The 12,030-nt window shown below is 43.8% G+C and carries 11 protein-coding genes, 2 tRNA genes, 1 rRNA gene and 1 riboswitch (1 of these 15 only partly in view); of the genes, 2 read left to right on the top strand and 12 right to left on the bottom strand.

The genetic code is table 11. The features are described from left to right. From P3L57_RS03195 to P3L57_RS03185, 3 genes are all read right to left on the bottom strand, one after another. Positions 1 to 983, bottom strand: a 16S ribosomal RNA gene (locus P3L57_RS03195) (it extends 567 nt beyond the left edge of the window). 105 nt (positions 984 to 1,088) lie between these two features. Next, a tRNA-Gly gene (locus P3L57_RS03190) sits at positions 1,089 to 1,162 on the bottom strand. Between the two features lie 13 nt (positions 1,163 to 1,175). Then, positions 1,176 to 1,252, bottom strand: a tRNA-Arg gene (locus tag P3L57_RS03185). A gap of 336 nt (positions 1,253 to 1,588) precedes the next feature. On the opposite strand from P3L57_RS03185, the gene P3L57_RS03180 reads away from it, so the two are divergent. Beyond that, positions 1,589 to 2,443, top strand: coding sequence for a manganese catalase family protein (locus P3L57_RS03180; protein WP_059291851.1), 855 nt, complete (start codon positions 1,589 to 1,591; stop codon positions 2,441 to 2,443). A gap of 57 nt (positions 2,444 to 2,500) precedes the next feature. Here P3L57_RS03180 and P3L57_RS03175 read toward each other — a convergent pair whose 3' ends face one another. The 8 genes from P3L57_RS03175 to P3L57_RS03140 form a co-directional block, all read right to left on the bottom strand. Then, on the bottom strand, positions 2,501 to 3,589 hold the full coding sequence (locus P3L57_RS03175) for a glycoside hydrolase family 26 protein (RefSeq protein WP_069487570.1): 1,089 nt from the start codon (positions 3,587 to 3,589) through the stop codon (positions 2,501 to 2,503). A gap of 19 nt (positions 3,590 to 3,608) precedes the next feature. After that, positions 3,609 to 4,556 (bottom strand): mannose-6-phosphate isomerase, class I, encoded by a 948-nt coding sequence (gene manA / locus P3L57_RS03170; RefSeq protein ID WP_069487569.1) that lies wholly within the window; start codon positions 4,554 to 4,556, stop codon positions 3,609 to 3,611. Beyond that, on the bottom strand, positions 4,553 to 5,452 hold the full coding sequence (locus P3L57_RS03165; RefSeq protein ID WP_069487568.1) for an ROK family protein: 900 nt from the start codon (positions 5,450 to 5,452) through the stop codon (positions 4,553 to 4,555). Before P3L57_RS03165 ends, manA begins: the two co-directional genes overlap by 4 nt. 28 nt (positions 5,453 to 5,480) lie before the next feature. Continuing rightward, positions 5,481 to 6,194 (bottom strand): transcriptional regulator GmuR, encoded by a 714-nt coding sequence (gene gmuR, locus P3L57_RS03160; RefSeq protein ID WP_044161575.1) that lies wholly within the window; start codon positions 6,192 to 6,194, stop codon positions 5,481 to 5,483. A 150-nt stretch (positions 6,195 to 6,344) separates the two neighbouring features. Beyond that, a complete protein-coding gene (locus P3L57_RS03155) occupies positions 6,345 to 7,742 on the bottom strand; it encodes a glycoside hydrolase family 1 protein (protein WP_044161577.1) in 1,398 nt (465 codons plus the stop codon). 18 nt (positions 7,743 to 7,760) lie between these two features. Further along, the gene (gene celB, locus P3L57_RS03150) at positions 7,761 to 9,086 is read right to left on the bottom strand and encodes a PTS cellobiose transporter subunit IIC (RefSeq protein WP_044161579.1); all 1,326 of its coding nucleotides are present in this window, start codon (positions 9,084 to 9,086) and stop codon (positions 7,761 to 7,763) included. A gap of 17 nt (positions 9,087 to 9,103) precedes the next feature. Beyond that, the gene (locus tag P3L57_RS03145) at positions 9,104 to 9,436 is read right to left on the bottom strand and encodes a PTS sugar transporter subunit IIA (RefSeq protein WP_024120395.1); all 333 of its coding nucleotides are present in this window, start codon (positions 9,434 to 9,436) and stop codon (positions 9,104 to 9,106) included. Beyond that, on the bottom strand, positions 9,436 to 9,747 hold the full coding sequence (locus tag P3L57_RS03140; RefSeq protein WP_024120394.1) for a PTS sugar transporter subunit IIB: 312 nt from the start codon (positions 9,745 to 9,747) through the stop codon (positions 9,436 to 9,438). Before P3L57_RS03140 ends, P3L57_RS03145 begins: the two co-directional genes overlap by 1 nt. A gap of 179 nt (positions 9,748 to 9,926) precedes the next feature. After that, positions 9,927 to 10,026: riboswitch (purine riboswitch) on the top strand. A gap of 54 nt (positions 10,027 to 10,080) precedes the next feature. On the opposite strand from P3L57_RS03140, the gene pbuE reads away from it, so the two are divergent. Beyond that, positions 10,081 to 11,247, top strand: coding sequence for a purine transporter PbuE (gene pbuE / locus P3L57_RS03135; RefSeq protein ID WP_044161581.1), 1,167 nt, complete (start codon positions 10,081 to 10,083; stop codon positions 11,245 to 11,247). A gap of 16 nt (positions 11,248 to 11,263) precedes the next feature. On the opposite strand, the gene P3L57_RS03130 is transcribed toward pbuE, so the two are convergent. Beyond that, positions 11,264 to 11,830, bottom strand: coding sequence for a YdhK family protein (locus P3L57_RS03130; protein ID WP_069487567.1), 567 nt, complete (start codon positions 11,828 to 11,830; stop codon positions 11,264 to 11,266). Positions 11,831 to 12,030: the final 200 nt, after the last annotated feature.

Genomic DNA, 12,030 nt, shown 5'->3' with positions numbered 1-12,030 from the left:
TTCGCGTTGCTTCGAATTAAACCACATGCTCCACCGCTTGTGCGGGCCCCCGTCAATTCCTTTGAGTTTCAGTCTTGCGACCGTACTCCCCAGGCGGAGTGCTTAATGCGTTAGCTGCAGCACTAAGGGGCGGAAACCCCCTAACACTTAGCACTCATCGTTTACGGCGTGGACTACCAGGGTATCTAATCCTGTTCGCTCCCCACGCTTTCGCTCCTCAGCGTCAGTTACAGACCAGAGAGTCGCCTTCGCCACTGGTGTTCCTCCACATCTCTACGCATTTCACCGCTACACGTGGAATTCCACTCTCCTCTTCTGCACTCAAGTTCCCCAGTTTCCAATGACCCTCCCCGGTTGAGCCGGGGGCTTTCACATCAGACTTAAGGAACCGCCTGCGAGCCCTTTACGCCCAATAATTCCGGACAACGCTTGCCACCTACGTATTACCGCGGCTGCTGGCACGTAGTTAGCCGTGGCTTTCTGGTTAGGTACCGTCAAGGTACCGCCCTATTCGAACGGTACTTGTTCTTCCCTAACAACAGAGCTTTACGATCCGAAAACCTTCATCACTCACGCGGCGTTGCTCCGTCAGACTTTCGTCCATTGCGGAAGATTCCCTACTGCTGCCTCCCGTAGGAGTCTGGGCCGTGTCTCAGTCCCAGTGTGGCCGATCACCCTCTCAGGTCGGCTACGCATCGTTGCCTTGGTGAGCCATTACCTCACCAACTAGCTAATGCGCCGCGGGTCCATCTGTAAGTGGTAGCCGAAGCCACCTTTTATGTTTGAACCATGCGGTTCAAACAAGCATCCGGTATTAGCCCCGGTTTCCCGGAGTTATCCCAGTCTTACAGGCAGGTTACCCACGTGTTACTCACCCGTCCGCCGCTAACATCAGGGAGCAAGCTCCCATCTGTCCGCTCGACTTGCATGTATTAGGCACGCCGCCAGCGTTCGTCCTGAGCCAGGATCAAACTCTCCGATAAAGTAGTTTGACTGACTACGCACATCACTGTGCGATTTTATAATAAAACTTGAATTAACAGGTACGTTTTGTCTTGTTTAGTTTTCAAAGATCATTTAAGAAATAATGGAGCGGGTGATGAGAATCGAACTCACGACATCAGCTTGGAAGGCTGAGGTTTTACCACTAAACTACACCCGCATGTATATTATATTGGCGCGCCCGAGAGGAGTCGAACCCCTAACCTTTTGATCCGTAGTCAAACGCTCTATCCAATTGAGCTACGGGCGCTTATCGAGCGACTTAACTATCATACTATTAATTGATGTTAAAGTCAAGAAGTTTTTTTGAATGTTTTTTTCAAATCTTTTTGATTCGACTTTATCTATTATACACATTCTGAAGTGTTTGTAAACACCTTCGAAAAACTTTTTTATTTTTCATTTTGTTCTGCGCTGTTCATCAGCGACGTTTAATAATATACCATGTGTTTTTTTATCGGTCAATGCTTTTCTATACTTTTGTTTCATTTTTCTCATTTTCTTTTCAGCTATTGGTTAGTCCGTATAGTTTATCTGATTGTACAGATGATATAAAAAACAAAATAAATAAGAAAAGAGGCGTGTTATGTTTTACTACAAAGAAGAACTAATCAATATCATTAAACCCGATAAGCCAGATCCGGCCGCAGCTAAAGTACTGCAGGAAATATTAGGCGGACATTATGGGGAAATGCGTACAATGATGCAATATTTCTTTCAAAGCTCCAATTTCAGAGGAAAGCAGAAACAATATCGTGATTTGCTGCGCGGCATCTTCTTAGAAGAAATTGCCCATGTAGAGCTTGTGCAAAATACAATCAATGCTTTATTAGATGAATCAGGCGGTGCTGGAGTCGGCAGCCAGGGTATAGATCACGCCCCCCTTGATGAAGCAGTTAAACATGCTAACCCTCATCATTACATTATTGGCGCACAGAGTTCACTCCCGGTTGATGCGGGCGGCAATCCTTGGAACGCGTCGTGGGTTTATAATCACGGAAACTTAATCACTGACCTGTTGGATAACTTGTTGCTTGAGTCTACTGGTGTTCTCCAAAAAACAAGAATCTATGAAATGAGCTCTAATCAGACGTTCCGGGAAACACTCGCTTTTCTTATTGTTCGTGACAATGCTCATCAAAATGCTTTCGCTAAAGCGCTTGAGACTTTGGGCGTTGACTGGGCTAAGCTTTTACCAGTTCCGAATTACGACATTAATAAATATCCAGAGTGCAGAAAGTATGTTGAATTAGGCTACCATAATGTACAGTTTAACTTCAGATTAGATGAAACAAGAATTGCAGAGATCTTTCAAGGAAAATCTCCAAGCAGAAATGGCGGCGAGCTGCAAGTAACTGAACCTCCGGCTGGATTTCCTGTTCCGTTTCTTCCGGAAATGCCGAATGAACATAGTCCCGGCTTAGGGGATATGAACGCCTGATGATCAAAAGGTTCTCAAGGATATCCTTGAGAACCTTTTATTAATGTAAAACGTTTTTTATTCAACTATAGGTGTTAATGTATTACCGTTCCACACTTCTCCCTTATTTAATGTCCAGCTATCATTGTAGAGAGATGAAGCGCCTTTGTTCACAGCCGGACTCCATTCATCATTCCATGCCAGAAAATAAGTGGTTTTAGGATATTTTTGTTTTATCGCACTCATAAACAGACTGTAATCAAAGCTGCCGTTTGCTGTTTGCGGACCAACTTCTGTAAAGGCAAATGGTTTATTAAGTGCTGTCAGCTGGTCGTATCCGCTTATCGAATATGGATCTTGAAAGTATGCATCTAACCCAACTATATCTACGTATGAAGCTCCAGGGTAAAAATCAGTTTTAAAATCTCGATTAGCGTCGGGAGAGTAAACCCACAATAAATGATCCAATCCTCTTTCGCCAGTCATATAATGATAGATTTTGATGTAGAGCTGTTTATATAAGTAGTTTCTTTCATCATCCTTTTGATTATATGACGTAAGCCCCCACCAAAACCACTCGCCGTTCATCTCATGCAGCGGCCTGAACAGAACGGGCACGCCTTGGTTTTCCAGCTCTTGAAGCCCGTCAGCAATTTTGCTGAGCATGGCGTTCAGCCGCTTCCCCTCTGTTGTAGAAGAGTCTAACAGTTTTTTATACTGATCGTTGGTAATCGGTGTTTTATAGTGTCCTGACTGATAAGCAGGATTCGCTAGATGCAGACTGATCTGCGGAATCCCTCCGCTTTTCCAATACGAAATTAAATCACTGTTGCAGCTTACGTCTATAGACTCTTCAATGTTTGAGGTTTCAAGCCATCCCCTAGCGTAATCACAGCCATAAATGGCAGGTGATTGTCCGGCTGAGCTTCGGATTCTTTCTGCTTCGGCCATGGAGAATGTGTCATGACTGTAACCGCCAAACGCACCGGAAAGGACTCTGTTTTCAGAACGATTCGGCAGGTGGGCGAGCCAATTCATCACATCTTTTGTTGTCTGCTGTGCTTTAGGATTAACAGGTGACACAGTATGTGCTTGGATCGGCTCAGACAAAACGGCAGACGCAAATAAAAATAAGATGAACAAACAGATGATAGGTTTCTTTAACACAGAAATTCCTCCGTTCTTATTAAGGATGAGATATGATCAGCTCGCAAGTTCCTTCTATTGAAAACTCGCCAAAATGGGCAGGCAAAATAAAGTGTGAGCCTTTATTGCATTCATACTGCACACCGTTGTTTTCTATTATCCCTGAGCCTTCGACAACACTGCACAGCAAATAGGTTTGAGGAGAAGGAAAAACCGGCTTGCCGCTGACATTCCATTTGTAAACTGAGAAATAATCTGACTGAACATAAGACGTAATCACGGCATCCTTCATTTCTTTTATCGCTGGTATTGGTTCAGAATCCGCATGCGGTATGTTTACGACTTCCATCGCTTTTTCTATATGGAGATCCCTTTTTTGGCCATGGTCATTACAGCGATCATAATCGTATACTCGATATGTGGTATCAGAATTTTGCTGAATTTCAAGGACGAGGGTGCCCTCACACAATGCATGCAGCGTGCCGCTTGGAACATAAAAGAAATCTCCCGGCTTTATGTTGATGCGCCTAAGCAGTCCGTTCCAATCACCGCTTTCTATAAGCTGTTTGAGTTCTTCCTTCGTGCTTGCATGATGTCCCAAAATCAGTTCCGCGCCTTCTTGGCAATCAATAATATACCAGCACTCTGTTTTTCCGGGGTCTCCGTTTTCGTGCACGATGGCATAATGGTCATCAGGATGCACTTGTACGGAGAGGTCCATGTTGGCATCAAGTACTTTCACCAGTAACGGAAACACGCTTCTTTGCGGAAAGCCGAAAAACTCCGGACATTCTTTCCACACTTGATCTAGTGTTTTTCCTGCCAACCGGCCATTTTGAACAGTCGATGATCCATTGGCATGGGCCGAGACAGCCCAGCATTCACCCGTTTTTTCTGAAGGGATGCTGTAGCCGAATCTATCACGAAGCGCTGTGCCGCCCCATATCCTTTCTTTAAAAATCGGCTCTAAAAATAAAGGATGCTTCATGATGGAACCTCCCCGGATGCTTCTTCTGCTTTTAATGCCTGATCGGCTAAAACAAATGTTCCGATGATTCCGGCATTTCTGCCTAAATGGGGAGATACAATATACTCATTTATACTTTCTGATAATTCAGAAAAATTTAAGTAGCTGTTCATTATTTTAGGTACATATTGATAGATATAAGGGAACAGCTGATCCTGATTCATGACGCCGCCGCCAAGAATAATTTTTTTTGGTGCCAGGATGAGGATATATTGTACCAGCGCCTGCGCAATGTAATATCCTTCAAGTTCCCAGACCTCATTAACATGTGATAAATCTGCGGCCTTTTTTCCCCACCGTGACTCTATAGCAGGACCGGAAGCCAAACCCTCGAAGCAATCCTTATGATAGGGACACTTTCCTTGATACATGTCATCCGGATGGGGGCGAATATAGATATGGCCCATTTCAGGATGTGATAATCCTTGCAGAAGCCGCCCTTCTATAATCGCGCCTGCACCAATGCCAGTGCCGATCGTGATATATAAGCAGCTGTCGAAGCCTTTAGCTGCGCCGAAAAGAGATTCACCGAGCGCCGCAGCGTTCACATCCGTACTGAATCCAGCAGGAATATTCATTTCTTCTTTTATCGTTTTCAAAAATGGATAGTGCCTCCAGCCTGGTTTAGGCGTGGCAGTAATGGTTCCATATGTTTTACTGTTTACATCTGTATCAACGGGGCCAAAGGAGCCGATGCCGATTGCCTGTAGCGAGAATTGGCGAAAATATTGAATGACTTTCTCTATCGTTTCATCCGGCATCGCTGTTGGTATCTCTATTCTGTCAATGATCGTTCCATCTTCTGTTCCGACGGCACATACAAATTTTGTGCCGCCTGCTTCAATACCGCCAAGCATGCAGATGGCCTCCTTGTTATCTCCGCGATCAGCGCCTTACGTTTACCGAAGTGACGACAAATTTGTCATGCCGATGACGTGAAAAGGAATATTCAAATGGAATTCCGTTATCTAAAAAGCCCACGTGCTCAACTTCAAGAATGGGATCATCCTGTTTGCAGCCCAGATGCTGCTGATCCATCTCATCAGATTTACAGGCTCTGATTTTCCGGTGCGTTCCGGCAATCTTTAGCTGGAGCCCGTTTGTAATGTGTTCATAAATAGAGTGGTGCAGCACCTCATCATTAATGCCGGGTATTAAGTGTGTCGGCATATATGTTTTTTCCAATACATATGGCTCGCCTTCCACAATTCGCAGCCGTACAACATAATAAACCGGCGTTTTCTGATCAATTGATAAATGAGCAGCCACTTCCTCAGTGGGAAATTGCACCTCGAACTGAATGACTTTGCTTTTGATTTTTTTGTCTTTTAACAAATTGGTCAGACCGAGGATTTCATTGCTGACGACATGGACATGATCATCCTGTATCGCAGATTGAATGATAAAGGTTCCGTGACCGCGTTTTCTGAATAACAGTCCTTCAGCAACTAAATTATCAAGAGCTCTTTTCATCGTCATGCGGCTTGAATTGAACTCTTTTGCAAGAGATACTTCATCGGGAATCGGCTGATCGATGGGATATACGTTATTTTTGATTCGTTTTCTCATTTCATTTGCAATGATTTCGTATTTATTCATTGGTATCCTCCGGCAGCTGTAAAAATTTCGATATCGAATAAACTTCTTTACGGATATCATAAGTTCTTTTTCCTGTTTCATCAATGTTATGGCTATTTGTTGTCTCTGTTAGGAATCTTGACCGCCGGAAGACCTTTTTGCTATAGCAACCTAAAAACCATTTTTCTCAGCAACCTCTTTGAACCATTTTCCGCTCTTTTTGACAGTTCTTTCTCCGTCTTTCTCCAGATTGACTGAAACAAATCCGTATCGGTTTTTATAAGCGTTTGTCCATGACCAATTGTCCATAAACGTCCATAAGTGATAGCCTTTTGCGTTTGATCCTTCCTGTATAGCGCGGTGAATCCATTTTAAGTGCTCTTTGATAAATTCAATTCGGTAGTCATCTTGAATCATGCCCTGTTCGTCTCTGAAACGCTCTTCCCCTTCAACCCCCATGCCGTTTTCAGAAATAAAGCACTCGATATTCCCGTAATTTTCTTTTAGATTGATCAGGATATCATAAACGCCCTTTTCGTAAATCTCCCAGCCTCGATGAGGATTCATTTTGCGGCCCGGCATGACGTAAGGATCGAAATACCTGTCAGGCAAAAACGGCGCATCCGGATTTGGCAGGTGCTCTTTTGCTTTTACACGTCTCGGCTGATAATAATTGACACCTAATAAGTCAACCGTATGCTGTTTAATGAGCTCAAGATCCTCTTTCTCGTATTCAGGCATAAAGCCTTCAGTTTTTAAAATGTGTATGAGTTCTTTTGGAAACTCGCCTTTTACAGAAGGGTCTAAAAAAGATCGGTTAAAGAACGCATCTGCTATTTCTCCCGCTTTTACATCCGCCGGGTGGCTGCTTCTCGGATAGGATGGCGTCAAATTTAAGATGATGCCGATTTTTCCATCCTGCTTCATCTCTCTGTAAGCCTGAATGGCGCGGGCGCTTGATAACAACGTGTGAAACCCGACTTGAACGGCTTCTTTAAAATCCACCTTGTTCGGATAATGAAAATCATATAAATATCCGCCTTCTACCGGCACGATCGGCTCGTTATGGGTGAACCATTTTTTCACCCGATCGCCAAACAAACGAAAACAAGTTCTTGCATAGTTTTCATAAGCGTCCACCGTTTCTCTGTTTGCCCAGCCACCGAGTTTTTGAAGTTCCATTGGCATATCGAAATGAAACAAATTGACAAAAGGCTCTATTCCGTTAGCCGTGAACTCATCAATGACGCTGTTATAAAAGTCCGCGGCTTTAGGGTTGATCTCGCCTGTTCCGCCCGGTATTAACCGCGACCATGAAATCGACATGCGGAACGAGTTGTGGCCAAGCTCCTTCATCAGCCTGATATCGTCTTTATAGTTATCGTAAAATTGCGATGTGGATGCAGGCCCTACATGATCAAAAAAGCGATGAGGCTCTTTTTCAAACCAGTGATCCCAAATATTCTTCCCTTTTCCGTCTCGATCGGAGGCCCCCTCCGTTTGTGTCGCTGAAGCGGATGATCCCCACCAAAAATCTTTCGGAAAACGATACTGTTCTGTTTGAGTCAAGTTCTCTCTCTCCTTCTGTCACATTTTGATGCTGTTATCATTTTGCTGTGCTGTTTCCTGAACAGCCTGTTCCTTTTCTTTTGCCAAATGTAATTTATCCATTGCTTTCAGGAACGGGAACCATATCACAAAGACAATCATCAGATTGACAAGCTGCATCACGCCGCCCATGATTGAGTTTGTCGCCATGATTCCATTAATAAATAGCGGGACCGTCCATGGGACCGTGACACCTGTTGGAGGCGGAACAAGTCCGGCGGACATAGCCAGATAGGTGACGAGTGTGACAACCATCGGCGCCAAAACCCAAGGCACAAGGATGATCGGATTCATCACAATCGGCAGTCCGAAGATAATCGGTTCGTTTACGTTAAAAATCCCTGGAGCAAGGCCGAGTTTTGATACTTGCTTCATCTGCCTGCTTTTCATGAATATAAGAATCGTAAATACAATCGCCAGCGTCATCCCGGTTCCGCCCATTCCCACTGTATAAATCTCCATAAACGGTTTTGAGATGATGTGCGGCACTTCTTTTCCCGCTGTGTAGGCTGCCAGGTTTTCCACCTGCAGTGTATTCCAAATCGGGTCCATCACAGAGTTGATAATGATTTGCCCATGCAATCCGAAAAACCAAAGAATTTGAATAAAAAATACAGCAATCAGCGTCGGAATGATACCGCTTCCAAGTCCGACAAGCGGAGCCTGAATCGCATGATAAATGACATCATGCATGTTGGTTTTGAAAAGCTGAGTGACCAGAACGTTAATCAGCAAAAACACAGTCAATGTGATAAAAGCCGGAATAAGTGCGGCAAATGATTTTGCTACAGCCGGCGGAACCCCGGCAGGCATTTTGATCGTCAGGTTTTTTTGAACGATTCTTCTGTAGATTTCACCAGAAAGAAATGCCGTGATCATACCCAGAAACATTCCTTTGGCACCGAGGCGGTCTACCGGAATGACTCCGGTTATGGCATCTCCTGTTTCCGGCTGAACGATAAAAGGCGTCAGCAGCAAAAAGGAAACCAAAGCGATCGCACCGCCAAACACGGCTTCGACCTGATAGCTTTTTGAGAGATAATAGCCTATACCAAACACGACGAAGACAGACATAATCCCCATGGTCGCCGTAGACGCAATGCCAAAATTGGACTGAAACGATGTGAGCATTGAAGCATTCATGAATTTACTTAAAAACGGCAGGTTCGTTAACACCACAAAAATGGACCCGAATATCGTAAGCGGGAAGGCCAGCATAAACGCATCGCGCAACACCTGCAAATAACGGTTATTATTTAACCTCCCTGCAATTGGAACAAGGAACTGGCTGATTTTCTCGAACACCCTATCCACCCCGATTTTTATATATTCTTTGTTTTAAAGATGCCAAGCAGCTCTTTAACCAATTCTTTCATAGTCAATGTTGACATCAGGTGATCTTCCGCGTGCATAAGCAGCAATGAGAAATTGGCTGCCTCGCCGCTTGATTCTTTCTGTATCATTTGAAAGTGAATGTCATGGGCTGCAGATAGAGCATCCTCAGCCTGGGCAATAAGGGCATCTGCCTCCCCCCTGTTTCCTTCCTTGTAGGCGCGCAGTGATTGAATGATGCAGCTGCGGGCATTGCCGCTGTGGAGAATAAGCTGAAAGCTGATTTGTTCGTCTGTTAAATCGGTGATTTTTATCTGCTCCATCATTGTTGCCCCATTAATGACAAAGCCTGTTCATAAGCTTTTTTGCCATCAGCCATTCCGTAAGCCATCATGTCAATGACCTCAACCCGAATGTTGTATTGGTCGGCTTCTTTTTGCAGTTCGCTTTTCAGAAAGCTCATTTGCGGGCCGATTAAAACCGCATCTGCCTTTTGCATATCTTCTTTCGCTTTATCCTGGCCGACTGCCCAGATCTCCGCTTCCTCTCCGATGGATTGCGCGTATTCTTTCATTTTTGTCACCAGCAAACTGGTGGACATTCCCGAACTGCACGCCAGTAAAATTTTCTTCAATGGATGACCCCCCTCTTTCATTTAAAGCGCTTACAAAATTTATTATAGTCATTTAATTTTAGTTGTCTATACTTTTATAAAAATAAATATATTCATATTTTTTCAGTTCAACTATTTATCAAATTTTTCTATGGAAGATTCGCTCACAATATGTTAAACTCATCATCGGAAACTAAATCAATTAAATAGCTATTTTTACTTGTATAACCTCAATAATATGGATTGAGGGTGTCTACCAGGAACCGTAAAATCCTGATTACAAAAATTGTTTATCACTTTTTTTGTAATCAGGATTTTTTTATTTGTCAAAAAATTTATGTAAAGGAGTTTGTTATGAATTTTAAAGTTTTTCTGCTTGCAGCTTCTACAATTGCAGTCGGATTGGTTGAGTTAATTGTGGGTGGGATTCTTCCTCAAATCGCAAATGATTTACACATTTCCATTGTTTCGGCCGGACAGCTGATCAGTGTGTTTGCACTGGGATATGCTGTTTCAGGGCCGCTGCTTTTGGCAATGACCGCGAGGGTTGAACGGAAGCGTTTATATTTAATTGCGTTATTTGTTTTCTTTTTAAGTAACCTTGTCGCCTATTTCAGCCCTAATTTTGCGATGCTGATGGTATCAAGGGTATTGGCGGCGATGAGCACGGGGCTGATTGTTGTGCTTTCCTTGACAATTGCGCCGAAAATTGTGGCGCCTGAATACAGAGCCCGTGCAATCGGCATCATTTTTATGGGATTCAGTTCTGCCATCGCATTAGGTGTGCCGCTTGGAATATTGATCAGCAATTCCTTCGGATGGCGCATTTTGTTCCTTGGCATCGGGCTTCTGGCGCTTGTCTCTATGCTGATTATTTCGATCTTTTTTGAGAAGATACCGACGGAGAAAATGATTCCATTCCGGGATCAAATCAAGACAATTGCCAATGCAAAAATCGCCAGCTCGCATCTTGTGACGATGTTTACATTAGCGGGGCACTACACTTTATATGCTTATTTTGCCCCGTTTTTAGAGACGACTCTCCATCTAAGCTCTTTCTGGGTCAGCATTTGCTATTTCCTTTTCGGAATATCTGCCGTGTGCGGAGGTCCTTTTGGAGGAGCGCTTTCTGACCGGCTCGGTTCCTTTAAGAGCATCTTGCTGGTGACCGGTTCCTTCGCCATCATTATGTTCTTATTGCCGCTGTCAACGTCGTCTATGATTTTCTTTTTGCCTGTTATGGTCATTTGGGGATTGCTGAGCTGGAGTCTGGCTCCCGCACAGCAAAGCTATTTAATTGAGATTGCACCGGACACGTCTGACATTCAGCAAAGCTTTAATACGTCTGCGCTGCAAATAGGGATTGCCCTTGGTTCAGCCATTGGCGGTGTTGTATTGGATCAGACGGGGACTGTTGTGTCAACAGCTTGGTGCGGAGGATCGATTGTTGTGATCGCCGTTCTGTTTGCTTTATTTTCTTTAACAAGACCTGTTCATACCGTAAAAAAATCCTCCTTGTAAAGGGAGGATTTTTTCATTATTTAGCTGAAAGCTCGTCTTCAGTTACCCACTTATGATTTTTCACTTTTTCTCCGCTTGTTGTCGATGTATAGTCCACCATGTATACCGTTGTTTTTTCTGCAGAGTCGATTTCAGCAGTTGCTCCCTTCATGCCTTTCATGTGAGAAGCCTCTAAGATCGCCTGATCTCCGGGGTTGAGGGGTTTATCTCCTGCATCTTTTATCTCTTCTTGAATCACCCATTTGTGATGATCAACTCGCTGTTCTCCGGTTGTCGGTGTATAAGAAACAACATATGCCGTTGTATCGTATGCGCCTGTAACTGTTGCTTCGGCGCCCTTCATCCCTTTCATATGAGAAGCATTGATGATGACCTGGCTGCCTATTTTATATTTAGGATGTTTCGATTCTGTTAATCCCTCTGGAACTTCAGCAGATCCGGAATGATCCATTTCTTCGTGTGAGCCGGAGTTCGAATGACTTTCATGAGTGCTTTCTTTTTTGCTATCGCTATTGCCGCATGCTGATAAAACAAAAATAAGTGACATCAATAAAATTCCAAGTGCCTTTTTCGAAATCTTCATGTTCATTCTCCTTTGCTTCATTTTTTGGTGTGAATGTAATCCGCAGAAACAGAATGGCCTTCACATCTGCCTGTCAGACATGATCTTTCCAATAATACTATACCCCCGAACGGTATGTAAATGCGCTGATATTCTCATAAAATATACTGCTGTTTGTCCTATTCCCCGTGATCCGCAGAATAAAACGCGGAGGATAAAAG

It is taken from the genome of Bacillus sp. B28 (genome assembly GCF_029536185.1).
GTDB lineage: Bacteria > Bacillota > Bacilli > Bacillales > Bacillaceae > Bacillus > Bacillus halotolerans.
This window is presented reverse-complemented; position numbering and strand designations above follow the sequence as displayed.